Genomic DNA, 25,745 nt, shown 5'->3' with positions numbered 1-25,745 from the left:
TATACTTTTGGTGTATTTTTTGATTCTCTGATTTTGTATTGATTATTTTATATTAATAAAATAATTATGTTGAATTATTTGTTTAATAATTGATTTATTAGATTGTTGTTTATGTATCATATGACTTTTTTATATCAAAAGTATAGGGGTGTACTTATGTTTATATAAAATCAGTGACATGGAAAAATCAGTACTAAAAAAAATAACGGCAATCATTTGCCTGGTGTTGATATGTATCTGTTCTATGAATGGTGTAATGCTAAAAAAGCGGATCGTTCAGATAGAAAAATCTCAAAAAAGTAATCAGGATACTATTATTGAGTCCTCAGGAAGAGTAAAGAAAACTAATGGCAAAAATCGAAATACAGATAAGAAAGCCAATAATGAGGATGTAAGAGACTGGACCAAGGCTCCAAACAGCTATCTATTTGACCCAAGCCAGAATAATGAAGGTTTATATGTTCCTGTAAAAAAGGCTTATGCGATGTGGCAGCAGGATAAAATTTTGGGTGCTTCAGGAATTCCTGCAGGGCAGATAACGGCAGATGTTCTTTGGGAAGACAATCCTGGATTGATAAAATCAGGAGCAGGATATCTCCTTGAAATGGTAGGATCAGGTGAAAATGCTAAAATAAAAGTTCCCATCAATAAAACCAAAGAAGGAAATGCTGTTGTTGCTTTAAAGGTTAATGGTGAAATTTTCTGGTCATGGCATATCTGGGTGACTGATACTCCTGAAAATGGCTCGACCTATAAAAGTTTTAAAGGAGTCTCAAGACAGAAAAACGATGGAACTGTAGAGCTGATCTCCGATTCAGAATGGAGATGGATGGACAGAAACCTGGGTGCAGTTGGAAATTCAATTACAGCAACAGAATGGAATAAAAACGGTGGCCTGCTGTATCAGTGGGGAAGAAAAGACCCTATTCCGCCATTGGTGCTAAAAGGAGATGATTTTTATGAAGTTTCAGGGTCAATAGGGCGGGTAAGACACAGAGGAGCCAAGAACTTTACGGGAGCAGTGAAAATTGATGATCTTAGAAAATTCGTTCTCCTTTCCAATGCTGAAGTAAGTAACAATATTAAGCTTTCCGTCAAAAATCCATTAAGTCTTATCTACGTTAATAAGGATGATAATTCAGGACCGGCTTACTATAATAACAATGCTGCTTTAATGGTAAACTGGTTCGGGAAATCCACTTCCATTCCGGATGCACAGCTTTCCGAATTAAATTTATGGTCAGACAATTCTCAGGGAAAAGTGGGTGCGAATTACAATGATGACAGCAGCGCGAAACCTTATCATGATAAATCTTCCTATGACCCTTGTCCGAATGGATGGCGAATTCCTTCTGTGTTGGTTGCAAATTTAGCCTCTCAGACTTATATAGATGATGTGAGGGTAGACTTTTCCCCCTTTGGAGTAAGAACGAATATGGGTAAAAACACTTTCGAAGGCAATAAATACCATGTGATAAAACCAACGGATATCAATACTCCAAACTATATGAAAGGGTTTAAATTATATGCAAATACAGGATTTGACTTATCCAATGTGAATGGTTTTAATATGGGGATTTTTCCAGGAACTGGACAATTGGCGCTTACAGTTCACTTAGGACAATATACAGACCAGCATCATACAGCTTTATGGACGGCAACTATGGCTAAACATTTTGATAATACTCCTGTTGTAGGGGCCCGGGCATTGTTTATGGTTCCTGATAAAGGTCAGCCGGATATTCCGGATGCCTCTTTTCCTGGTGTCAAAGGAAGATATTGGTATATGCCACTGGCAGCTGGGGAAACTTCGGGAGCGAATGCGTGCAGATGTATAAAAGACCCTTTGTATATAGTAGACAGATATGAATTCCCTACAGAATATTTACCTGTTGTTGTTGAATTTAAAGAAGGAATTGATAATCCAAACACTTATCAGACTGTAAAAAGTACAACATTAGCTACCCTTGAAATTCCTGTAAGTAAAGCATTTTCTGTTCAAAGTACAATGTTGAATAATAAAGACATTCTTTCCACATCAGGTTTCAATAATTTAAAAGCTAATGTACTCTGGAGTACAAATACAGGCCTTATAAGCAAGGTAACCATTCCTAATGGGTCACCAAATTCCCTGGAAGGGATTTCAAATACTAAAATTGCCGTTACGATTAATCCAAATCAAAGCGGAAATGCAGTGATTACTTTACATAACGGAAGTATTACCAATCCTGTATACTGGAGTTGGCATGTCTGGGTAACAGATACTCCCATTGCTTCCACTTCCTATACAACAGAATTACCCAATTCAGCTGTAATAAATTATGTAAATTATATTGATAAGGGATCAACCCCACTGCAGACAGAATTTATGGATAGAAATTTGGGAGCTACAGATGCTTTTCCTGTGGTTGCAAATCCTTTGACACCTACTGCTGCGGAATTGGCAAAAATCAGGGCATCAACAGGTATGCATTATCAATGGGGAAGGAAAGACCCGATCCCAACTTTTCAATACGCTGATAATAGAGCTTCCTTTAGCGTGTTTTTAGGAGCTGCGGGAACGGACGGGACAGTGGCTTATACTCCTTTGACTGTAGCTGCTTATAATAATCTGGCCGGAAATTATATTGTACCTTTCAATACCTATATAAATGCAGCCAATGCGAACATATCTCCCACAGATAAAATAGCGGATAAAATTTCAAAAGTTTTAACCTATTCTGTAAGAAATCCATTAGTGTATATGGTTCCAAGTACTTTTGCACCATACAATAGTGCTACACCTAACTTTACAAACGGAACAGACTGGCTGGCTGATGAACCCAATTTAGCACCAGACAGATGGGGAAGGGGAACAAAAAAATCGCCTTTTGATCCATGTCCGGAAGGATGGCGGATTCCAGATCTTACAGGAACTTCCATCACGACAAATCTTGATTTCGGGATTTCTCCCTGGTATAAAAAAGACAAAAACGTAGCAACAGCATTTAGTGTGATTGTCGATTATTTGGGAGCAAGAGTTAGAAACCCAAGCACAACATCCACCATCGGATATGCTTTTAATGATCAGTCATACCGTGTCGGAATTTATCCGAATTCGGGTTCAAGAGGCTTTCGAAGTGTTATTACCAATCAAAGTGCAGCGGGGAGTTATAATATGATCAATTTTCAATATCCGGGAATCTGGACGGGGGTCTTGCTTTCCAACTATATAGGAAGACCTGTGAATATTCTTTGGGATGCTGCTTCTACAGCCAACCGTATGATTGCTTTTCATGATAATAATGATCCTTATTTCGGAATGAACTGCAGGTGTGTAAAAATGAAGTTTGATGTTAACGGAAATGAATCAGGTCCCATTCCTAAAGAACAGGTCACAGCTTTACCTACAATAGAAAAAGAAATCCCTAAAGACCTGATTACTGTTAATAAATAGCCTGCTGAGGTAAAAAGTAAACTTTATAGTTTGAATCTTAAAGATAGCCGGTTTACTATAGAGCCGGCTTTATTGTTTGTTTTCCAGCTTTAAAATAAAGGTTACCTCTTAATCATATTAAAAAAAAGAAATATATGCCTATGGATAAGTCTAAATTCATAATTTTAGCACTTGTAAAAAATTGAGAAAAGCTTAGTGCCGTTTGCTCTTTTCTTTTTTACAGATTTTAAAAATACACTATGAGGTTAGAGAAATTTGTACAACATTTTAATATTAAGATCTTTATTTATTTTCTTATCGCCGTTACGGCAATTTATACCCTCGCATTTACCCTCGCATTTAATCTTAAAGATGATGGTTATATTCTTGCAGACTGGCTCATTAACTATGAAGACGGAGGGTTCAAAAGAAGAGGGTTGTCCGGAAGTTTCTTTTTTATTATTCAGGATGTAACAGGGCTTAGCCTGAATTATATTGTTTACTTCTTTCAGTTTATAATTATTTCACTGTTCTTCTGGTGCTATACAAAGCTTATCAGATATAAAATAACAGATCTGCTTTACCTGTCTCTTCTATTGTCATCTATAGGGTTTGTAGGGCTTTTGAATACGGTGACTTATGTAGGAAAGAAAGAATTTATTGTATTTCTCCTGTTTACTTATTTCGTATACCTTTTAGATCATGATAAGCTTTCAAAACAGAAAGAATATATTTTCTGTTTTCTGCTTTTTATAAGCACTCTTTTACATGAAGTTACACTCTTTTATATCCCTTATTTTGCGATTGCCTTATATGTGAAAAACGGAAAACTGGAAATCGGAAGATATATTAAATTCTTCCTTGCCGTGATTATTCCTGCTGCTGTCATTATGTTATTCGGGAAAAATGTAAATGAAGGAATGTCACTGGAAATTCTGAGCAGAAGAGGAGTGCATCCTACCTATGGGATTTTTTACTGGAATATTGATGAAAGACAATACATTAAAGAACACCTTAATGAATATCTGCTCTACTTTATCAGTTTAGGAATAAGTATATTTCATATCGGATATTATTTAAAATATCTAAATGGGCGAAAGATTTTATGTATTTTATTGATTGGAACCTTTATCTTCTCTCTTCCATTGTTTTATCTGGCCATAGACTGGGGGAGATGGATGTATATTCATATGATGCTGATGATTATCCTTTTTGCGATGATGCTCAAAAAAGGGAACTCAATTGATGTCTATGAACCAATCGTTATCGACAGGAAATTCTATATTATAATGGCTATTATCCTGCTGTCTCTGCTGTACAGGGTGGAAATGTCCGGAAAAGGGTTCACTTTCGAGGGAATACTCTACAGACTCTTTGTTGTTCCCCTTGAATTATTAAATAAAATGTGATTTCAAAAAGTATATAATAAAAAAGGTTTACTTTTGCAAAAAATTTTTTTTAGAATGTCGAAAAATTTAGTAATCGTAGAGTCCCCGGCAAAGGCAAAAACTATTCAGAAATATTTAGGTAAGGATTTTGAAGTGAAATCCAGTTTCGGGCATATCCGGGATCTGCCTAAAAAAGGGATGGGAATAGATCTTGCCACCTTTAGTCCTGATTACGAAGTTTCAGCAGACAAGAAGAAATTGGTGACAGAATTAAAGGCTGCAGTAAAGAAAGCTGATATGGTTTGGCTTGCTTCCGATGAAGACCGCGAGGGAGAAGCTATTGCATGGCACTTAGCAGATGAATTGAAACTGAAACCCGAAAACAGGAAAAGAATTGTTTTCCACGAGATTACTAAAAATGCCATTCTAAAAGCAATTGAAAATCCAAGAGATATTGATCAGAACCTGGTGAATGCCCAGCAGGCAAGAAGAGTGCTGGACAGAATTGTAGGTTTCGAAATGTCTCCGGTTTTATGGAAGAAAGTAAAACCAGGACTATCTGCGGGAAGAGTACAGTCGGTAGCCGTAAGACTGATTGTTGAAAGAGAAAAAGAAATCCGTGAATTCGTACCAAAAGCAAGCTTTAAACTTGACGGAATTTTCTTAAACAATACTGAGCAGGAAATCGCTGCCAAACTCAAAAAAGACTTCGAAAAAGAAGCCGAAGCCGAAAAATTCCTTGAGCAGGCAAAAACTACAGAATTTAAAGTTCTGAATGTTGAAACAAAGCCGGGAACACGTTCCGCATCCGCTCCCTTTACTACTTCTACATTACAGCAGGAAGCTTCATCAAGGTTAGGATACAATGTGACCAATACCATGCGTCTTGCTCAGAGGTTATATGAAGAAGGATTCATTACCTATATGAGAACAGACTCCGTGAATCTATCTCAGGAAGCGATTGAAGGAGCAAAAAAACAGATTATTTCAGAATATGGAGCAGAATATTCTTCTCCAAGAAATTATACCACAAAATCATCTTCTGCACAGGAAGCTCACGAAGCTATCCGTCCTACGGATTTCGGAGTGAAAAGCATTGGAGATGCACAGTTGAGTAAGTTGTACCAATTGATTTACAGAAGAACATTAGCATCCCAGATGGCGAATGCTAAAATTGAAAAAACTGTTATCGAGATCGGAAATGCATCATTGCCACATCATTTTGAAGCGCAGGGAGAAGTGATCATCTTTGATGGTTTCCTGAAAGCTTATGGTATTGTAAAAACGGAAGATGATGATGATGAAAACAATGACAAACTATTGCCAAAAGTAAAAATTGGTGAAGTATTAAGCTATAAATCCATCACAGCTACAGAAAAATTCACAAGACCAAGTGCAAGATATACGGAAGCCGGATTGGTGAGAAAACTTGAAGAATTAGGGATTGGTAGACCATCTACTTATGCTCCAACCATTCAGACCATTCAGAACAGGGAATATGTGGATAAAAGAGAAATCGAACCACAGACCCGTGAAGTGATCAAAATGTCTTTAGTAAAAGATAAGATCAAAAAAGTGGTGCTGGATGAAAAATTCGGTGGTGATAAAAATAAATTCTTACCTACAGATATAGGAGAAGTTGTGAATGACTTCTTAACAGATAATTTCAAGGAAATCCTTGATTATGGCTTTACTGCAAGAGTAGAAGAAAGTTTCGACGAAATTGCCAGTGGAGATCAGAAATGGAAGGAAATGATGACGAATTTCTACTCGAAATTTCACCCGAGAATTGAAGATGTAGAAGAAAATGCAGACCGTGCAACAGGAGACAGGCTTCTGGGAGTGGATCCAAAGACCGGTAAAAATGTCCATGCAAGAATTGGTAGATTTGGAGCAATGATCCAGATCGGGGAGACAGATGATGAAGAAAAACCAATCTTTGCATCATTAATGACCGGACAGAATATTGCGACCATTACTTTTGAAGAAGCATTGGAACTGTTCAAATTACCTTTCGAACTGAATGAATTTGAAGGAAATGCCGTTTCTGTAGGAGTAGGAAGATTCGGACCTTATGTGAAATGGGGTGAAACATTCATCAGTATTCCAAAAGGAGAAGATCCTCTTTCTGTAGATCAAAACCGTGCAGAACAGATCATCAATGAAAAGAAAAAGGCTGATGCTCCTATTGCAACTTATAAAGGAGAGCCTGTAACTAAAGGAAGCGGAAGATTCGGCCCATTTATCAAGTACAAAGATATTTTCATAAACGTTCCGAAGAAATACAACTTTGATAATCTTTCTCAAAGCGACATCAACGAACTGATTGATGCTAAGCTGGAAAAAGAAGCCAACAGATATATCCAGCAATGGGAAAAAGAAAAAATATCTCTTGAAAACGGAAGATGGGGACCATTTATCAAGTTTGGAAAAGCCATGTTCAAGATCCCGAAGAAAAACGATGATACCAAATACGATGCAGAAGAATTGAAAGAAATTTCTCTGGATGAGGTTAAAAAATGGATCACCGATCAGGATAAAAATGCCTTTGCAGAAAAGAAAAAACCAGCTGCGAAAAAGGCAACCACTGCTAAGAAAACCACAGCTGTAAAAAAACCGGCTGCCAAGAAAAAATAATAGCAAAGAGAGTGTATTACAATTATTAAACGATATAGGTTGAGAATAATTAACGAAAGTCCTCTCATATAATCTAAGAATAAAGAAAAGAGGCCATTTTCACGAGTTGTGAGATGGCCTCTTTTTTAGTTTGAATATAATAGATATAAAGTATCTATAAAGTTATCTTGAGAAATGATATCAGCTTCTTTTCCTTCAAAAGAAAAATATTGATATTGAGGATTTTCTTTTCTTAATTTTTCAAATTTTTCCTTGCTGATTTTTTTTCCATCGAAATAGTAATAATTTGGCGGAGGGTTTTCGACAACTACCACAGTTCCAATTTCAAATCCTTTATAATCAATTTGAAATTTCTTATTTTCAACTTTCTCTTTTCTTGAAAAGACTATTGTTTGATCTCCATAATTGATGTCACTTATAGTATCTTTTATATTTTTTTCTTTCCTTTTTTCATTTAATTTATCAAAATTGAAGTATAAAACATTTTCTTCTTCTATAAGATTGTTTGGAACATCTAACTGAAAATAGCCATTCTCATTAGTTGTAGATTTCAAAAAAATGTTCTGGGTTATAAAGAAAATTTCTGCATTTGGAATAGCTTTTTGCGTTTCTTTGAATATTAATCTACCAGATACCTTTGTAATATCCGTTGTTTGTTGTTCAGTAGTATCTCTGAAATTATTTTTACTTTGTGCTTGAGCGAAACTCAGATTAGTTACTAAAATAATTCCTGCAGCAGCCAAAGCCAAAGACCTTGTTGATGTCCTTCCGCAAATTTCTCTTCCGCTAGCAGCTGTTAGAATATCCTGAATCTGTTCATCTGTTTTATTTGTAAAGTCTATTATACATTTGGAACATTTCTCACAGAATTTTCCTGAAGAAAGATCTTGCATATTATCCCAGTTTTCAGGACATGGATTATTGATTTTGATTTGATTTTTCATAGTATGTTGTAAATAAAATAAAATGCTGTTTCAAATGGAAAGACATTTTATATTTTATTGCTTGGTGAGTAAGATATCCTTTGGAAAATTAAATGGCCAGTCTTTTCCTTCTACCATAATTCGATTATAATATGGACAGGACTCGTTAATTCCTAGTGGATTGTATTGGAAATGTAAATTCATCTGTGTTTTTTGACTGTTAACAAAAGTAATATTTATATTGGCTGTTTTGTTACACATATTTTTTGGTTGAAATAATAAGTATTTTTGAGAAAAATTCTTGTATTGTCCGAAAATGCCATAAAACTCAGAGGAGCTTTCATCAAAATTAGTTATCCGATCTATTTCAACGGTTCCATTTGAAGAGATTATTTTTCGTTCACCTATTATTTGATCAGATTCATAATATGTTCCATCATTTGAAGTTGATCTATCTCTTATTTTTCTTAATTCAAGATATAAAGTTTTCCCTTCCCATACTCCTTTCCATGTTCCCGTATAAGGATCAAGCTCTCCATCAAGATCTTTGAAATAATCTCCATTTTTATAATCCATCTTATTTGCATTTAATGGAAATATTTGTTGTGCAGATATTAAGTTTATACTTACTATCAATAATGTAATCAGTATTTTTTTCATTTTTTTTTTTTTTTAAAATTAAGGACAATTTAAAGTTTTTAAATTGTTTCCGTTGAGTTGTAGTTGGGTGCTGCTTCCGTCATTGTTTACCTCATAAAGTTTTGCCCCATCAATCTTCATATTTTTGTTCATGAAATTTAAAAATCCTTTTTGAATATCTGTTGTAGAAATATTTGAATCACCTATCAATTTTAAGTATTCCTTATTTAAAGTTCCAAATTGAGCATCAGTATACATATTTAGATTATCAGCATTAATACCATCACCTCGTAATTGGTATACTCCGTTACTAGTAACTACAGATAAAAAAACCTCACCTGAGGAGATATTATTAGCTTTAGCGTTCTTAAGTAATTGTATAAATAGATTAATATCACCTGGTGAGAAAATTGGAATTAGTCCATCATAATGAGAATGCATAATTCCGTAAGTTGTATTAAAGATTTTAAAATCAAGATCAGTTGTTCCAGGTTTGTTGCTCAATTCCTGATATTGGGCACCTGTTTGGCCAGATCCCGAAACAGGGTTTCCTACTCGGAATCCACTTTCTGAGGTTTCCCCTGTTTTTTTCTTTAGGAAATCTGTTTTGGCTTTGAAATTAGGATCTATATTTTGTTTTTTTAACTTGACGCATGGATCATCCTCAGGATCCAGATAATCCGGAAACTTATGTTTAGAACCATCTCCGGACATTGCTTTTCCTCCTCCACTGCCCAGATGTGCTCCATTAGCTTCCTTCCATGGAGTATCCTTCCACCACTCTCTTCCAGGGAACATATATCCGAAACCGCCTCCGCCACCAGAAAAAACATTGAACTTAATGATGGTGATTTCCTCGATATCATTAATCCTAATATTTTGCTCTTTAGCGAATTTCCCCATTGGAGTAGGATTTTTGGGATATAGATTATCTACCGCATCCTGAAGAATGGCTAATACTCTCAGCGTTACAGGATCATTATTCTGGACAATGGTAAACTGTACATAATCTCTGTTGGGGGTAATAATACCATGAATAAAAGCCGTTACCCGATCTCCCTGGAGAATGGGAAAGGCAATAGCCTTGGAACTATCTCCATAAGTATAGGTAGATACATTATAAAAAGGATTTCCAAAATCTTTATAGAACTCCAGCCCTAAGGCAGGATTGTTTTGGAAAAATGATTCTATGGTTTCTCTGAATGGTAGTTTATAGCTCACCTGAGAAATAGGAATATTTACTGGAGAGGTATTGTAAGAGGCATTCTTTTGGTTAGTTTGACCGGATGCCTGCTGCCTGTTCTGAGATCTGAATTCAGGATCAGCCTGAGCTTTCTCTTCAAATTTCAGGAACATTTCAATAGGAGCCCTGAATTGAGCCTGCTCTTCTTGGGGAAGTACTTCATCTTCCGTCCGGCAGGAATAGATAGAAAGCGTCAGCACTGATAACAGGGCCAACCGAAGAATAATTTTTCCTCTCATAGATGTTTTTTTAATTTGGTAAATATAATATTTTATCACCAATGTGTGATAAAATATTATATTTTATTTGAAATTTAAATTATATAGAACAACAGGGATTTTAAAATAGAAAACAAAAAAATAAGATAATGGTTTATTGAATGAACTAAGCATTATATCTGCTAAGAATAAGTAATATTAATCATATAATACAAAGCCGTTAACAAATAGTGTTAGCGGCTTTTTTTATGAATAAAAGTCTCCGCAGGATTCTCAGTTGCGGTGTTTTTTTGTATGTTTGTTAGATCAAGCAATTATTAAACTATTATATTTTCAGGTTAAAATATGGATTTTGAAGACTTTATCATTTCACCAAGAAATTTTAAAACAGAAAGCTGGCAGATCGGGAATAGGATCACAAAAGATATAAGAGAAGACAGTATTGTTCTTTTGTTTGTCTCAGATTATAGAGGAGCAGGCGGCGATGCAGAGGTACAGGATTTTACGGCGGTCAGAAAAGAATTTTATAAACTTTCACAATTGGATTTTGAAATTCCGATAGTGGATCTTGGCGATCTGGTTTCAGGAAAATCTGTTCAGGATACCCATTATATTTTACAGGAAGTTTTGTCTGCCTGTCATTATAAAAGAGCACTTCCGGTAATTATCGGAGGTTCCAATGATTTTGCATTTTCACTGTTTTCAGCCTTGAATTTCCACCAGAAAAGCATCAATTATACCCAGATTAGTAATATTATTTCCCTTAAACAGGGAGAAGAGATCAATGAATATACATTTTTAGGGAAAATTTTAGGTGCTAAGAATTTTTCCATTAAAAATTATCATCATTTAGGGTATCAGAAGCATTTGAACGAAATGGATTCTGTACGACTCATCAAAGAAGTGGAGTTTGATATCATCCGCTTAGCCGAAATGATGAATTCTACAGAGAAAACAGAACCTTTCTTCAGAAAAGCAGATCTGGTTACAGTAAATTGTGATGCTATTGAAAGCTTTAGTGAGCCTTTTTCTATGAATCCACAAGTAAATGGATTGAACAGAAGAGAGATTTGTGCCTATATGAAAGAAATCGGTCTGAGTGAAGACCTGAAGACGGTAGGGATCTTTAATTATAATATTTATTCAGAAAATCAGCTGAACCATCAGCTACTGGCACAGATGCTGTGGTATCTGATCGAAGGAATCAATATCCAGCACTCACATCCCAAAGAAAGGCAATATGAAATGTTCTATGTTCTGATAGATGACAGGCAATTTGCATTTAAGCGTGATACTTTCAGTAATTTGTGGTATTTTGGTGACGATGAAAATATAGAAAACTGCATTCCCTGCTCAAGAAAGGATTTTGATGATGCTAAAAAAGGCTGGCTGAATGCAAGACTGACGAAATTTTAATGTATGACAAACGTTCCCTCAAGAATTTCCATCATTGTACCTGTTTATAATGTCGAAAGTTATTTGACAAAATGCCTCAATTCCCTGGTGAATCAGAGTCATCAGCATATTGAAATTCTTGTGATAGATGATGGAAGTAAAGACAATTCCGGGAAGATCATTAAAGAATATGCTGAAAAATATCCCAACAAAATAAGAGCTTTTACCAAGGAAAACGGCGGATTAAGTGATGCCAGAAATTTTGGGTTGGACAGGGTGACCGGAGATTATATCGGCTTTGTGGACAGTGATGATTATGTTGCAGAAACAATGTTTGAAGAAATGATCCTGCTGGCTGAAAAGCATCAGTCGGAAATTGTGATCTGCAATATTCAGAAAGTAGATGAAAACGGACAGGTAACCCAAAAGCTGACACAGATTCCCCATATGCCGGAAAAAATAAAACTGGAAGATCATTTTTCTGTTTTTTCGGATATCAGCTATTTTGCCTGCAATAAATTGTTTAAAAAAGAACTTTTTAATCAGAAAAGATTTAAAAAAGGAGTTCATTTTGAAGATATTCAGCTTATTCCGCAGTTGCTTCTGGAAAGTGAAACGATTGCCCAGACTCAGAACTTTCATTATCAATACCTTGAACGTACAGATTCTATTACAAAGACTCATACGGAAAAAGGACTTGATATACTGAAGGCAGTACAGGATGTGGAAAATGTTTTTGGAAAATCAAAATACGCTCATAAGAGAAAAGAGCTGAAAAACTTTCAGATTTTTGAAGGAGTGTATTCTTTTCTGGCCTATCTGGCTTTTGTAAAAGAAGAACAGGCGTTTTACAGCATGTCTGATAAGCTGTCTGTTTTCATAAGAGAGAGACAAATAAAAATTCAAGATATATTGAACTATAGTCGTTTTGGTACAAATTATCTTTTATCTTTGCCGGTGAAAAAAAAGATTTTTTATCTGTTATTTTTTGCCGGACAGAAAAAATTGATAAGAAAATTGATATAAACACAAATGACGTACTATTGTTTCGAATAGTAGAATATAATGAAGCATATCAGCATCATTAATTTTTTAATTGAAGAAACAATGTGTACAGGATAAGAAAAGAATGAAAAACTTTGAATTGTTCTTAAGCGGATCGGGGATACCTATTTTCTATGTAAAAATAGGATTAGGTTTCGTATTCTCCTTTTTAATTACTTTTTTCTCCATACCTACCATTGTGAAGATCTCCAGAAGGAAGAACCTGATGGATGAACCGGGTATAAGGAGTTCACATCTTAGAAAAATTCCAAATCTTGGAGGGATTGCTATCTTTTATTCCATTGGGATATGTGCTTCCATTTTTGCTTATGAGCTGTTTGATCTGTATAAATTCCTTTTTGCTTCACTTATTATCCTACTGTACATTGGTGTAATGGATGATATTGTGGTGATGAGAGCATACAAAAAACTCGTTGCACAGATCTTGGTGTCCTCATTAATTGTCATTGGTTCAGATATCAGAATCCGAAGCTTATTCGGAATATTCGGAGTATATGAACTGGGTTATTTTGTGAGTGTGCTATTCAGTATTGTAACTTTTATTATTCTTATCAATGCCTTTAATCTGATTGACGGGATTGACGGACTGGCAGGCGGATATTCTGTGATCTGCAGTGCATTGTTCGGAATAAGCTATTATAGATTAGGAGAATACAACTACCCACTGGTTGTTCTGTCAGTAGTGATTATAGGTACTGTTTTGGCCTTTTTATACTATAATTTATCGAATTACAGAACGAATAAAGTATTCATGGGAGATACAGGTTCCATGCTGTTGGGCTTTCTCCTGGCATTCACGTCCATTTGTTTTATTGATATTTTTATTGATAAAAAGCTTGTTGATGTACCAAAATATCATCTTCAGTCTGCTCCGGTAGTGGCTGTAGCCATTCTGATCCTTCCGATTGTAGATACCCTGAATGTGATCTTTGTAAGACTTTATAACAAAAAGTCACCTTTTGACGCTGATAAGAATCATATACATCACAAACTTCTGAAGCTAGATCTTACTCATAGAAGATCCACATTCTATATTATTCTATACTATTTAATGATCGTAGCAGTTGCTTATTATCTGAGACATTTCAACGTGAATCTCTTGCTGTTGGTTATTATATCATTAGGTTTCATAGGTGCATATTTGCCGGATCTGATATATAAATTAAGAAATAAGAAAAATTAACAATTAAATATTACTTTTGTAAACAATATTCAAACATGATGAAGAACTTTAAGTATTTATTTTTAATATTATTGCCTTTTTTAGTTACCTCGTGTATCACAACAAAAGATGTAAGATACTTACAGCCTAGTGAGAGCCTTGTAGTTAATGAAGAAGGTCTTGTTCCCTACAATATCCCTATCTACAGGATTACCAAAAATGATATGCTTAACCTTAATATTTTGACCACTCCCAAAGGAGATGCTGCACAGTTTTACTCTGCTTATAACGTTTCAGGCGGAACGGGGGGCGGAGCTATAAACAGTTCAGCGGCAAGTGGTGGAAGAGCAGGTGGAGTAGGTTCAACGATCGGAGGAAATGTCAATTTCTATTTTAATGGATTGAAAGTGGATAACAACGGAGATATTAATATTTTCGGAATAGGCTACATTAAAGCAGAAGGAAGAACACTTGACGATGTAGCAAAAGAAATTCAGGGCAAAGTAAATGAAAACTTCCAGGAAGGGAAATCCGAGGTGAGACTGAATACAGACGGAATTACTTATTATATTCTTGGTGACGTGGAAACTACAGGAATGTCAGGTGAAAAAGTTGCCCATAAGAATACCCTTACCATTACTGAAGCGCTGGCTATTAATGGTGGACTGAACAGAACAATTGATAAAAAAGAAATTGTTATCCATAGAAAACTCCCGGAAGGAATTAAAATTGCTAAAATTGATCTTACCCGTGAAGATCTGATGAACTCTCCTTATTACTATCTACAGAACGGAGATGAAATTTATCTTAACACCAGAAGAAAAAGCTTGAACGGATTCGGTAAAGATCCTATTCAGACCCTGCTTACCGGTGTTACAGCAATTACAACAGCGTTAACCCTATATACAATCCTACAAAGACTTTAATCCCATGATTCCAGGAAAAGATACCGCAGTAGGAAAAAGCGAAGCTCCAAAAGAGAAGTATGGGACTTTTGCGTTGTTTAATTTTGAACATTTTTTAAGAAGATTACTTAAAAACTGGTATTGGTTTGCTTTTATGTTCCTTATTGGCTATGCCATATCTTGGGTATATAGTAAATATTATGCACAGAATGTATATTCTTCAGACCTGTCTTTGAGTATATCGAATAGTACTTCAAGTTATTTTAGCCCTAATCAGTCTATTAACTTCATTTGGGGACAGAGCGGAAATCAGGATGGAGTTTATTTAAAGAAAATGCTCTTTTCAAGATCTCATAACGAGTATTTAGTTAAAGAATTAAGCCTTTTTTTAAATTACTCTACCAAAGGATTTGTAAAATCTACTTATCTGGACAAGTATGACTCCCCGGTTTTTATTGAAATTGATAAAAAGCATCTTCAGCAGATTAACTACGCTATTACATTATTACCCAAAGGAAATGGTACTTATGAAGTAGTATTACCGGAAGAAGGGCAATCTACCAGTTTATATAGTTATGAATCAGAAAGCTATCATAATATTAATACCTATAACAGACCTGCCAATAAGATTATCAGAATCAATGAGTGGTATACTTCTCCAAATCTGAGATTTAAGTTGGTTCAGAATCCGGTTACTCCTAATATCAAACTTGATAATATTATCGTCAACTTAATGACGATAAACCAAGGCGTTAATGATATTGTATCTACCATTGGTGTTGGCTTTGATAAAGAGATTAGTACGATTATGATTATCAGTAAAAAAGGCTATAATCTTAACAGTACAGTTAGCTTCCTGAATAAATCCGTAGCTGAACTCCAGAAAAAAAGACTTGAAGATAAAAATATCGTCAACAAAAATACAACGGTTTATCTGCAGGGGAGCCTTGATGGAATGCGCAAAAAACTGGATTCAGCCGCCACAGTTCTGAACTACCTGAAAACATCGGAAAAACTCTATAACATTAAAAATAGAGATGAAAAGTCCCTTGAAGAAATTAAAGAGCTTGAAGCCAAAAAAGCTGATATCGTAAGCAAGATCACTTCTCTGAATAATATTAGAAATACCCTTCAGTCACAAAATTTTGATAAAATGATTGCTACCAATGCAGCAGGGTTTGAAGACGGGTTTTTCTCTGCTTCTGTGACTGAGCTTAAAGCACTGTATACAAAAAGATCAGAACTCGCTTTGATCTATAAACCTACTTCTGAACCAATGAAAGAGGTCAATAGGTTGATTAGTGAAGCTAAAACAGGTTCCTTTAACAGTCTCAAGAATTATTATACCAAATATTATGATGAGATTAATAAAATTGACCGTCAGGTTGCAGATGCTAATTCTGATTTACAGTCTTATCCTGAAAAAGAAAGAAAATATCTGGATGCTGAAAGAGGATATAATATGATTGAAGCTACCTACAGTAGCCTTTTAAACAGACAGAATGAAGCGAGACTGAATGTAGCAACCAATCAGTCTGATATCAGTGTGATCGACCCAGCTAAGAACATCGGGCAGGGACCTGTAAGTCCAAATATTAAAATGGCAAAAGCAGGAATAATTGGAGGAATGTTATTGCTTCCCATACTATTTATCCTGATCGGTGAACTGCTGGATAATAAAATCAGAAACATCAAAGAATTGCTTGGTGCTACGAAGATTCCGCTTCTTGGAGTGATCGGGAATAACAATAGTGAAAATATGCTTACTGTTTTGGATCAGCCGAAATCATCTGTTTCAGAGGCGTTTAGGGGTATTAGAGCCAATATGAGGTTCCTGATGCATAATGAACAGGAAAATGGTAAAGTAATCCTGGTGACCTCCTCCGTAGGTGGAGAAGGAAAGACTTATGTTTCCATTAATCTGGCCTCTGTATTAGGATTAAGTGATAAGAAAACAATCCTTTTGGGAATGGACCTTAGAAAACCTAAAATATTCGGAGACTTTAAGATTGATAACAAATATGGTATATCAAATTACCTTACAGGAGAAGTAAATATTGATCAGATTATTAATACCACAAAAATTCCTAATCTGGACGTTGCCACTTCAGGACCTATCCCTCCGAATCCTTCAGAATTACTGATGAGCCAGAAGAATGTGAAATTTATAGAGGAACTGAAAGAAAAATATGACTACATTATTATAGATTCACCACCGGTAGGTCTTGTAGCAGATTCCTATGAACTGATGAAATATTCTGATGCCAATATCTATGTAGTACGTCATGAATATACAGAGAAGTATATGATGAAACTTATTACAGAGAAATATCAGAATAATGAAATTGAACATTTAGGACTTGTTTACAATGACTATAATACCAAACAGGGTTATGGATATGGTTATGGCTACGGATATGGCTATGGTTATGGTTATTTTGATGAAGATAAAAATTATAAAGAACCGTTATTGATTAGAATACGGAACAAAGTACAGGCAATGTTTAATAAAAAATAGAGCCTTAAACCCTCATTTGATGGGGGTTTTTTCATACTTTGTGAATTTTCATTCTATGAAAAAAAGAATATTTTTGCCAGTTTGCCGTTTACTTTATAACAAATTATGTTTTTTTGTTTATTTTTAACTAAACATTAAGATTATCATTAATATAAAAATGTTTTATATTTGCAAAAATTAAATTTTAAAATAACCATAAATCCATATTCTTTTATGAATAAAAAATTATTGTTTAGCTTCCTTGCCTTCCTTGGAGTGGTAAGTGTTAAAGCACAAAGAAACGAATTGGGGGTTCGTCTAGGTATGAGTAGCCTAGTGGGTGATGTAGGGAGCACAAGTTATATTTTACAAAAGCCGTTGGATTTAAATAGAATGTCGGATTGGGGGATCCCGTTTTATGGAGGAATTTTATACAGATTTAATTTTAACCCGCATCAGACTGTTAGATTGGATTTAGGGTATAACCAGATTCAGTTTAGCGATAAAGCTGCGAAAGAAGAATATAGAAGAAATAGAAATGCATACGGGAAAAATAACGTATATGAAGCAAGCTTAATGTTTGAATATAATTTTTTCCCTGTAAATAATGAACAGATAAGTATGGTGAGTCCATATATTTTTGGAGGTCTGGGTGCGCTGATGTTTGATGCCCCTAAAGCTGATCTTTCACATGATTTCAGAAGAGATCCTGACGGTGTGGCATTAGCTCCTATCAATGAAACGGACTTTAAAACTACTACCGAATATACGTTAGGAAAAAAAGTTACCATGCATATCCCTTTTGGAGTAGGTTTAAAATACAAATTTAACCATACTTGGGCTATATTTGCAGAAGCAACCTTTAGATATACTTTAACTGATCAGCTTGATCATAGTAAAATTCTTTCTGAAGATGTGAAAAGTTCCTTTAATGCCGATATCCTTGATCCGGTTACAGGAGGTTCTTTATTACAGTCTGGTAACTATTATGCTGTTGCCAAAGAAAGAGAAGAAGAGTTTATTAAAAAGAGAAATATTGGAGATAGTAGATCTAATGACTGGATCAATACATTCAGTTTAGGATTAACGTTTTCGTTTGGAAGACCTCCATGTTATTGTGATTAATTAATATGTCGTTGATTAAAGATAAAATAAATTCTGAGAATTTACCAAAACACGTAGCCATCATTATGGATGGTAATGGAAGATGGGCGAAATCTCGTGGCGAAGAAAGATCCTTCGGTCACAAAAATGCCATTAATGCAGTAAGAAATGCCATTAATGCATGTAATGAGATCAATATCCCCTATTTAACACTGTACACATTTTCTTCAGAAAACTGGAATCGTCCCAGTGAAGAAGTAAATACACTCATGAACTTGCTTGTAGAAACTTTACTGCTGGAAGCAGAAGAGATCTTTAGCAAAGGATTGAGAATGCATGTTATAGGGAATCTTGGAAAACTGCCTGCCTTAGTAAGAGAACAACTGGAACGTGTGGTAGAACTTACAAAAGAAAACACAAAAGGTAACCTTGTACTGGCTATTAGCTATGGCTCACAAAATGAAATACTGAATGCCGTAAAAAATATCAGTTCAGACGTAAAAGAAGGAAAAGTAGACGTAGAGAATATAGATGAAAAATTATTCGAAAATTATCTCTATACCAAAGATTTTCCTCCTGTAGATCTGCTGATAAGAACCAGCGGTGAAATAAGAATAAGCAACTTCCTTCTTTGGCAGATTGCTTATGCTGAACTACAGTTTTTAAATGTTCTGTGGCCAGATTTCTCTAAAGATATTTTCTTTCAATGTATTGTTGATTATCAAAACAAAGAAAGAAGATACGGATTAACCGGAGAGCAGATACAAGGCCAATAATTTTAAAGAAAAGAAAGACTCGATAAAATGAAGTTTAGACTATTACCCATCATTATGTTTGCTGCTTCTGCACATTTTTATGGACAAGTAACTCCACAAGACAGCACAAAAGTAAACAATGCTGTGCATGCAGACAATGAGGTAGGTACTTATACACTTAAAGACATTGTTGTAGATGGGGTAAAAAAATATACGCCAGCTCAGATCCTGAGGTTTACAGGCTTATCCAAAGGAGAAAGCGTAGATATTCCAGGACAGAAAATCAGTAATGCTGTTAAAAAGCTTTGGGATACCCAATCTTTTTCTGAAGTGGAAGTATACGTTCAAAGTATTGAAGGACAAACTGTAGTTCTTAAATTCTATCTTCAGGATCTGAAAGAACTTGGAGAAGTGAAATTCAAGGGCAAAGGAATTGGGAAATCAAAAAGTGAAAAACTGGCTAAAGATAACAACCTGAAGCCAGGTACAAAGATTACTCAAAACCTGGTGTCAGGTCTTAAGACAAACATCCCGAAAGACTATATCAAAAAAGGTTTTGCCGATGCTAAAATCAGTATTGAGGATAGAGTAAATGCCGGAGATCCTGCTTTGGTAGACTGGACGATTACCGTAGATAAGGGTAAAAAAATTAAAATCGACCATATTGAATTTGAAGGAAACCAAAGTGTGACCGACAGAAAACTTAGAAATAAAGCCTTTAAAGAAACAAAACAGAAACGTTTCAGTATTGGGGGGATTTTGAAGTCTTCTAAATTCATTGAAGATAAATATCAGGAAGATAAACAGAACCTTGTCAATTATTATAACTCCTTAGGATATAGAGATGCTAAAATCGTTTCTGATTCAGTATGGAGAAATAAGAAAAACAACTATGAGATCAATGTAAAGCTTAATGAAGGTAAAAAGTATTATATCGGTGACATTACTTTCACCGGGAATACGGTTTATTCTACAGAATATTTACAAAGATTATTAGGATATAAAAAAGGAGATATCTACGATGCTGTAGGATTCAACAAAAAAGTTGGAGAAGACGGAGGTAAAGAAGATGATTCAGATATTAAATCCGTTTATATGAATAACGGATACCTTTTCTCAAATGTAACCCCTGTTGAAAAATCGGTGAATGGCGATGCCGTGAACCTTGAGATCAGGGTTAATGAAGGAGAACAGGCTACATGGAATAAAGTAACATGGCAAGGAAATGTTACAACCCATGACCACGTAATTCTTAGAGCATTAAGAACAAAACCGGGAGAATTATTTAAAAAGACTGAGATCAAAAGAACCTATTTTGACTTGGCAGGAATGTCATTCTTTGATCCCCAACAGATCGGACAGGACATTCAGCCTAACCAGGCAGATAATACTGTAGATGTAAACTGGAAACTTGTAGAAAAAGGATCTTCTCAGGTTCAGCTACAGGCAGGTTATGGAGGAAATAGCTTTATTGGTACTCTTGGATTGACGTTTAATAACTTCTCCTTAAGAAACTTCCTTAAGTTCAAAGACTTTAAACCGGTGCCACAGGGAGATGGTCAGACTTTCTCCATCCAGGTACAGGCAGGACAGTATTTCCAGAACTATGGAGTGTCATTCGTGGAGCCTTGGTTGTTCGGAACAAGACCTACTGCACTTTCTGTGAGTTTGAATAGCTCAAGAGTAAAATATAGTGATCAATACGGAGCTGCTCAGAAGCTTAATATCTTCTCGGCATCAGTAGGTCTGAACAGACTTCTGAACTGGCCGGATGACTATTTCTCTCTGTATACAGGATTACAGTTCCAGAGATATGACTTTAATAACTATCAATTCCTGTTTGGTAATGAAATAGAAAGCAACGGATCAGCTAATAACTTTAGTATTAACTTAGGTTTAAGCAGAAACTCTGCCGGGGTAGATCCTATCTTCCCGACAATGGGTTCCAATATTGAACTTTCTGCAAAACTGACACCACCATATTCATTATTCAGTAATAAAGATTACTCTACAATGAAAGCTGCTGATAAATATAATTGGATGGAATTCTATAAAATCAAGTTTAAAGCGGACGTCTATAATGAAGTTGCTGGTAAACTGGTTTTAAGATCTTCTGCTGAAATGGGATTCATGGATGGATATAACAAAACTCTTGGAGCTCCACCATTTGAAAGATTCTATGTAGGAGGTACAGGATTATTCGGAGGTAGATATGACGGTCGAGAACTGATTCCTTTAAGAGGATATGATACACAGAGTAATAACGGTGGTGAGCCGAATGATATTACACAAAGAGGAGGAGGAACAATCTATAACAGATTTACACTGGAATTAAGATATCCAATCTCATTGAATCAAACAGCTAAAATTTATGCATTGACATTTGCTGAAGGAGGTAACGTTTGGAATTCATGGAGTAACTATAACCCATTCCAGCTGAAGAGATCAGTAGGGGTCGGAGTTAGAGTGTATATGGGTGCCTTCGGATTGATCGGGTTTGATTTTGCTTATGGATTTGATAAGACAATGTCAGGAAACCCATCAGGATGGCAACAGCACTTCTTGATGAACCAATCATTATAATTATAAATATGAAGAACTTTAAAATAACCATCACTTTTGTATTGCTCTTACTTTTCGGGTTGGGAAATGCCCAGAAAATAGGAGTAGTAGATACTAATGAGATTTTAAATAAATTACCTCAGTATAAAGAAGCCGAAGCGAGATTGAATTCTCAGATCGATACCTGGCAGTCTGAACTTCAGAATATGCAGTCAGAGTATGAAAGAAAAAAAGCGGCTTTTGAAAGTGAAAAAGTGTTATTAATAGGTGACCAGCTAAAGCTTAGAGAAAAAGAAGTTGTAGATCTTGATAAAAATATCAAAACCACTACAAGTTTACGTTTCGGATCCAATGGGGAAATAACAAAACTGAGAACAAACCTCGTTTTACCATTCCAGGATCAGATCTGGGGAGCCATCAAAACAATGTCCGAAAAAAATGGGTTGGGCATAGTTCTTGATAAAAGCAATAACATTAGTGTTATTTTTCTTCAGGGAAAATATGATTATACAGAAAAAGTATTAACTATTTTACTGAAAGGATCAGATAAAAAAGAGAAAACTACAAGTAAAAGTAAAAAGTAAAATTTTAAATTAACTTTTACGTAAATTTGAAATCTAAAAACAAATTAAATTATTTATTTACCAATTATGAAAAAATTAAGTGTATTATTTGCAGCAGTAATGATGGTTGTTTCTGTAGGTATGGCAAAAGCTCAAAAAATGGCTACTTTAGATGTATTGGGAGTTCTTAATGCAATGCCTGAAAAGAAAAAAGCAGATGCTGACCTTAAAACATTCTACGATACTAAACAAGCTGAGATCAAGAAAAAATACGATGCTGGGCAAGCTAAATTGAAGCAATATAGCGAAGAAGCTCCTAAGAAATCTGCAGACGAAAACAAAGCTAGAGAAGGTGAATTACAAAAAATTCAGGAAGAAATAGCTCAAATGCAGGATAAAGCTCAAAAAGATCTTCAGGCTAAGCAAGAAGTAGCTTTCGGACCAATTGAGAAAAAATTGAACGACGCTGTAGAAAAAGTATCTAAAGCTAACGGTTATGAGTATGTAATGGATGGAAATTCACCTGCATTCCTTTATAAAGCTGGAGCTGATGCTACGGCTGCTGTAAAGAAAGAATTAGGAATTCAATAATTTCAGCAAATTAACAAAGATTTATAAGACAAACCGCCTCTAAAAGAGGCGGTTTGTTTATTTTTGCGAAATGGAAAAAGAAGTATCAACTATCGTAAAAGTAAGGTTTAGTGATTGCGACCCGATTGGTCATTTGAATAATGTAAAATATCTTGATTATATGTTCAATGCCAGAGAAGATCATGTAGAGACATTTTACGGATTTACTTATGAAGAATATACCAAACAGACAGGCTGTACCTGGATTGCCATTCAGAACGAAATAGCTTACCTGAAGGAAGTAAGATACAATACCCAGGTAGTCATCAGTAGCAAAACCATCGACATACAGGATAGAACAGCCAAAGTTGAAATTCTGATGAAAAGCTTAGACGAAAAGACTGTTCATGCCGTTCTTTGGGTAACCGTTATTTATTTCAACATAAAAACGAGAAAGTCAGAAATTCATCCGGAAGATATAAAAGAAACTTTCCATAAGTTTTATGTAGACCTTCCACAAAAAGACTTCCAGGCAAGAGTTAAGTTTTTAAGATCCCAGAATGCAAAAAATTCTTAGTCGCATTTCTATTGAGAATTTTTTAATTGTTTAAATTAATAATATATGAAAAAAATAGCAGTAATAGGTAGTAATGGCCAATTAGGAAACTGTATCAGAAAAATAGCTCCCGATTTTGAAAATCAATATGAATTTCTTTTTACAGATTCTGCAACCTTAGATGTGACCAGTGAAGAACAGGTTAATGACTTTTTCTATGATAATAAACCGGATTACTGTATCAATGCTTCCGCATATACAGCTGTAGATTTGGCGGAAAAAGAAAATGAAAGAGCATTTGCTGTAAACGCAGATGGTGTAGCCAACCTTGCTCAGGCATGTATTGAGCATAAAACCATTCTGATCCATGTGTCTACAGACTATGTTTTTGATGGAGATACAAACCTGCCTTACTCAGAAGATGATTTTACCAATCCGATAGGAGTGTATGGGGAATCAAAGAGACAAGGGGAAGAACTTGCATTGGAAATTAACCCTAAAACAATTATTCTGAGAACTTCATGGTTGTATTCAGAGTTTAATAGGAACTTTGTGAAAACAATGTTGAATCTCTTTTCCCAGAAAACCGAATTGGGAATCGTAGCGGATCAGTTTGGGCAGCCTACAAATGCTAATGACCTTGCAGCAGCCATCATGGAAATTATTGAAGCTCCTCATAAAACCTTTGGAATTTTCCACTTTTCAAACTATCCGGAAACTACTTGGTTTGAGTTCGCAAAGAAAATTGCAGAGTTTTCAAAATCTTCAGTACAGTTGAACCCATTAACCACCGAGCAATATCCAACTCCAGCCAAAAGACCTGTAAGAAGTACAATGTCTCTGGATAAAATAGAGGAGGTTTATAAAATTGAACCAAAACACTGGGAATATAGCCTTGAAGAATGTGTTGACTTACTTATACAACAATAATTTTATGAAAAATATAGCCATCATCTTTTCCGTATTGTGTATTCAGCTTTGGAATGCACAAAATGTTTATCTGAGTAAGGTTGAGAAAACCAGTGATAATGCAGATAAGTTTCTCTATAAAAAAGATAATGCAGAAAATGAAGCAATTTATTTAGGAGAAGCAGAAGTACAGGGGTTCTCAAAAGATGATGCAACAGTTTTTTCATTAGTATATAAAAAAGCAAAAGAAATTGGTGCCAATACTTTTGTTATAAAACCTTTTGAAAATATTGACGGATCACCTCAGGCTTTCAATCCGTCCAATTATAAGATAGCATTATATTATACCCCGAAAGAAAAATTGAAAACTCTGGATGGTTCTCTCTATATATTTGCTTCCTCTGAAAAAGATCAGAAGATCAATGTTAATAAGAAGGACTATACCATAACACCAAGGTCATTTTTAAAATTTAAAATTGTTCCTGGAGAAGTTTATACCATCTCAACCAGGAAACTTTTAGGGTCAACGGTGAAAGTACAGCCTAAAACCAATGATGACAATCTGTATTTTCAGATCTCATCTTTAAAAATTAAGCCGGACACTTCTGGAGTTGGAGGCTTAAACCTGAAATCAGGAGATGTTATTGGTTTGGAAAAATCATTTGCGGAGTTTTTAAGCGCTATTTATACTGAAAAGACTCCATAAAATTGTCATTAAAAGTATCAATGTATCTTTTACCTATATTAAGATAGCGGATTAATTAAAATTTGTTTAAAATTTTTCTCTCAACTAATCAGAGCTTTAAGGGTTTTATATTACTTTAATGTAAACTTTATGTTAAATAAAGTTGCGTGGTAATGGAGAAGACTCTATCTTTGCCCCACTGAAAAACGAAAGAGATTCAGTAAGCGCAGGAGAGCTTTTAGATAAGCAGAAACATTATATACTACGAAAGAGACAGACGAAAAAAACTTTCACTTTTTACTTTAAAAAGTTGCGGGTTAAAATAAAGTTTGTATCTTTGCAGTCCCAATAAAACGGGAGCGCAGGAGTAGAGAGATTGAGGGTTTTGGAAAGGAGTTAAGGTTATCAAAAAAAACTTTAAAATTTTCTTTCAAAACATTTGGTCAAATCAAAATAAAGTTTTACTTTTGCACTCGCAAATATGGAGCGCCACTGACAGAAGAGAGTGCTTCATTATAAAGCGAAAGATATAAAGATCATTGACATACAATATA

The 25,745-nt window shown here is 35.0% G+C and carries 19 protein-coding genes; 16 read left to right on the top strand and 3 right to left on the bottom strand.

The window, feature by feature from the left end; translation table 11 throughout:
- Positions 1–178: 178 nt before the first annotated feature.
- The 3 genes from WH267_RS07120 (at position 179) to topA (ending at position 7,440) form a co-directional block, all read left to right on the top strand.
- Positions 179–3,436: a hypothetical protein gene (locus tag WH267_RS07120; RefSeq protein ID WP_340006882.1), complete on the top strand. Its 3,258-nt coding sequence runs from the start codon at positions 179–181 to the stop codon at positions 3,434–3,436.
- A 239-nt stretch (positions 3,437–3,675) separates the two neighbouring features.
- The gene (locus tag WH267_RS07115; protein WP_340006880.1) at positions 3,676–4,824 is read left to right on the top strand and encodes a hypothetical protein; all 1,149 of its coding nucleotides are present in this window, start codon (positions 3,676–3,678) and stop codon (positions 4,822–4,824) included.
- A gap of 54 nt (positions 4,825–4,878) precedes the next feature.
- A complete protein-coding gene (gene topA / locus WH267_RS07110) occupies positions 4,879–7,440 on the top strand; it encodes a type I DNA topoisomerase (RefSeq protein ID WP_115970005.1) in 2,562 nt (853 codons plus the stop codon).
- 125 nt (positions 7,441–7,565) lie between these two features.
- Here the strand turns inward: topA and WH267_RS07105 are convergent, their stop codons facing one another.
- Genes WH267_RS07105 through WH267_RS07095 form a run of 3 tightly spaced genes read right to left on the bottom strand, consistent with a single transcriptional unit; the run spans position 7,566 to position 10,484 of the window.
- Positions 7,566–8,384 carry a hypothetical protein gene (locus WH267_RS07105; RefSeq protein ID WP_115970006.1) on the bottom strand — a complete coding sequence of 273 codons (819 nt, stop codon included), beginning with the start codon at positions 8,382–8,384 and terminating at the stop codon, positions 7,566–7,568.
- Between the two features lie 54 nt (positions 8,385–8,438).
- Complete coding sequence (locus WH267_RS07100; RefSeq protein ID WP_115970007.1) at positions 8,439–9,023, bottom strand: DUF6705 family protein; 585 nt, start codon at positions 9,021–9,023, stop codon at positions 8,439–8,441.
- Between the two features lie 18 nt (positions 9,024–9,041).
- The gene (locus tag WH267_RS07095) at positions 9,042–10,484 is read right to left on the bottom strand and encodes a hypothetical protein (protein WP_115970008.1); all 1,443 of its coding nucleotides are present in this window, start codon (positions 10,482–10,484) and stop codon (positions 9,042–9,044) included.
- A 324-nt stretch (positions 10,485–10,808) separates the two neighbouring features.
- On the opposite strand from WH267_RS07095, the gene WH267_RS07090 reads away from it, so the two are divergent.
- The 13 genes from WH267_RS07090 (at position 10,809) to WH267_RS07030 (ending at position 25,212) form a co-directional block, all read left to right on the top strand.
- Entirely contained in the window at positions 10,809–11,879 is a 1,071-nt protein-coding gene (locus WH267_RS07090; protein ID WP_115970009.1) for a formimidoylglutamase, read from the top strand.
- A gap of 3 nt (positions 11,880–11,882) precedes the next feature.
- On the top strand, positions 11,883–12,884 hold the full coding sequence (locus WH267_RS07085) for a glycosyltransferase family 2 protein (RefSeq protein WP_340006872.1): 1,002 nt from the start codon (positions 11,883–11,885) through the stop codon (positions 12,882–12,884).
- A gap of 103 nt (positions 12,885–12,987) precedes the next feature.
- Positions 12,988–14,106 (top strand): glycosyltransferase family 4 protein, encoded by a 1,119-nt coding sequence (locus tag WH267_RS07080; RefSeq protein WP_115970011.1) that lies wholly within the window; start codon positions 12,988–12,990, stop codon positions 14,104–14,106.
- A gap of 35 nt (positions 14,107–14,141) precedes the next feature.
- Entirely contained in the window at positions 14,142–15,011 is an 870-nt protein-coding gene (locus WH267_RS07075; protein WP_115970012.1) for a polysaccharide biosynthesis/export family protein, read from the top strand.
- A gap of 4 nt (positions 15,012–15,015) precedes the next feature.
- Positions 15,016–17,508: an exopolysaccharide transport family protein gene (locus tag WH267_RS07070; protein ID WP_115970013.1), complete on the top strand. Its 2,493-nt coding sequence runs from the start codon at positions 15,016–15,018 to the stop codon at positions 17,506–17,508.
- A 213-nt stretch (positions 17,509–17,721) separates the two neighbouring features.
- Complete coding sequence (porG, locus tag WH267_RS07065) at positions 17,722–18,612, top strand: type IX secretion system protein PorG (protein WP_115970014.1); 891 nt, start codon at positions 17,722–17,724, stop codon at positions 18,610–18,612.
- Positions 18,613–18,617: 5 nt separating this feature from the next.
- Entirely contained in the window at positions 18,618–19,367 is a 750-nt protein-coding gene (locus WH267_RS07060; protein WP_115970015.1) for an isoprenyl transferase, read from the top strand.
- A 27-nt stretch (positions 19,368–19,394) separates the two neighbouring features.
- Positions 19,395–21,929 (top strand): outer membrane protein assembly factor BamA, encoded by a 2,535-nt coding sequence (gene bamA / locus WH267_RS07055; protein WP_115970016.1) that lies wholly within the window; start codon positions 19,395–19,397, stop codon positions 21,927–21,929.
- An 8-nt stretch (positions 21,930–21,937) separates the two neighbouring features.
- Entirely contained in the window at positions 21,938–22,492 is a 555-nt protein-coding gene (locus tag WH267_RS07050; protein ID WP_115970030.1) for an OmpH family outer membrane protein, read from the top strand.
- A gap of 66 nt (positions 22,493–22,558) precedes the next feature.
- Entirely contained in the window at positions 22,559–23,062 is a 504-nt protein-coding gene (locus WH267_RS07045) for an OmpH family outer membrane protein (protein ID WP_115970017.1), read from the top strand.
- Positions 23,063–23,132: 70 nt separating this feature from the next.
- Positions 23,133–23,618 carry an acyl-CoA thioesterase gene (locus WH267_RS07040; RefSeq protein WP_115970018.1) on the top strand — a complete coding sequence of 162 codons (486 nt, stop codon included), beginning with the start codon at positions 23,133–23,135 and terminating at the stop codon, positions 23,616–23,618.
- Between the two features lie 45 nt (positions 23,619–23,663).
- Positions 23,664–24,527 (top strand): dTDP-4-dehydrorhamnose reductase, encoded by an 864-nt coding sequence (gene rfbD / locus WH267_RS07035; RefSeq protein ID WP_340006861.1) that lies wholly within the window; start codon positions 23,664–23,666, stop codon positions 24,525–24,527.
- Between the two features lie 4 nt (positions 24,528–24,531).
- Complete coding sequence (locus tag WH267_RS07030; RefSeq protein ID WP_340006859.1) at positions 24,532–25,212, top strand: hypothetical protein; 681 nt, start codon at positions 24,532–24,534, stop codon at positions 25,210–25,212.
- Positions 25,213–25,745 lie beyond the last annotated feature (533 nt).

Origin of the sequence: Chryseobacterium sp. MYb328 (genome assembly GCF_037572595.1) — a bacterium.
In the GTDB taxonomy this organism is placed as follows: domain Bacteria; phylum Bacteroidota; class Bacteroidia; order Flavobacteriales; family Weeksellaceae; genus Chryseobacterium; species Chryseobacterium pennae.
This window is presented reverse-complemented; position numbering and strand designations above follow the sequence as displayed.

What these genes read in the sequence shown, in the direction of transcription:
- WH267_RS07120 (WP_340006882.1), top strand. Translation starts at nt 179, where the DNA reads ATGGAAAAATCAGTACTAAAAAAAATAACGGCAATCATTTGCCTGGTG.
- WH267_RS07115 (WP_340006880.1), top strand. Translation starts at nt 3,676, where the DNA reads ATGAGGTTAGAGAAATTTGTACAACATTTTAATATTAAGATCTTTATT.
- topA (WP_115970005.1), top strand. Translation starts at nt 4,879, where the DNA reads ATGTCGAAAAATTTAGTAATCGTAGAGTCCCCGGCAAAGGCAAAAACT.
- WH267_RS07105 (WP_115970006.1), bottom strand. Translation starts at nt 8,384, where the DNA reads ATGAAAAATCAAATCAAAATCAATAATCCATGTCCTGAAAACTGGGAT.
- WH267_RS07100 (WP_115970007.1), bottom strand. Translation starts at nt 9,023, where the DNA reads ATGAAAAAAATACTGATTACATTATTGATAGTAAGTATAAACTTAATA.
- WH267_RS07095 (WP_115970008.1), bottom strand. Translation starts at nt 10,484, where the DNA reads ATGAGAGGAAAAATTATTCTTCGGTTGGCCCTGTTATCAGTGCTGACG.
- WH267_RS07090 (WP_115970009.1), top strand. Translation starts at nt 10,809, where the DNA reads ATGGATTTTGAAGACTTTATCATTTCACCAAGAAATTTTAAAACAGAA.
- WH267_RS07085 (WP_340006872.1), top strand. Translation starts at nt 11,883, where the DNA reads ATGACAAACGTTCCCTCAAGAATTTCCATCATTGTACCTGTTTATAAT.
- WH267_RS07080 (WP_115970011.1), top strand. Translation starts at nt 12,988, where the DNA reads ATGAAAAACTTTGAATTGTTCTTAAGCGGATCGGGGATACCTATTTTC.
- WH267_RS07075 (WP_115970012.1), top strand. Translation starts at nt 14,142, where the DNA reads ATGATGAAGAACTTTAAGTATTTATTTTTAATATTATTGCCTTTTTTA.
- WH267_RS07070 (WP_115970013.1), top strand. Translation starts at nt 15,016, where the DNA reads ATGATTCCAGGAAAAGATACCGCAGTAGGAAAAAGCGAAGCTCCAAAA.
- porG (WP_115970014.1), top strand. Translation starts at nt 17,722, where the DNA reads ATGAATAAAAAATTATTGTTTAGCTTCCTTGCCTTCCTTGGAGTGGTA.
- WH267_RS07060 (WP_115970015.1), top strand. Translation starts at nt 18,618, where the DNA reads ATGTCGTTGATTAAAGATAAAATAAATTCTGAGAATTTACCAAAACAC.
- bamA (WP_115970016.1), top strand. Translation starts at nt 19,395, where the DNA reads ATGAAGTTTAGACTATTACCCATCATTATGTTTGCTGCTTCTGCACAT.
- WH267_RS07050 (WP_115970030.1), top strand. Translation starts at nt 21,938, where the DNA reads ATGAAGAACTTTAAAATAACCATCACTTTTGTATTGCTCTTACTTTTC.
- WH267_RS07045 (WP_115970017.1), top strand. Translation starts at nt 22,559, where the DNA reads ATGAAAAAATTAAGTGTATTATTTGCAGCAGTAATGATGGTTGTTTCT.
- WH267_RS07040 (WP_115970018.1), top strand. Translation starts at nt 23,133, where the DNA reads ATGGAAAAAGAAGTATCAACTATCGTAAAAGTAAGGTTTAGTGATTGC.
- rfbD (WP_340006861.1), top strand. Translation starts at nt 23,664, where the DNA reads ATGAAAAAAATAGCAGTAATAGGTAGTAATGGCCAATTAGGAAACTGT.
- WH267_RS07030 (WP_340006859.1), top strand. Translation starts at nt 24,532, where the DNA reads ATGAAAAATATAGCCATCATCTTTTCCGTATTGTGTATTCAGCTTTGG.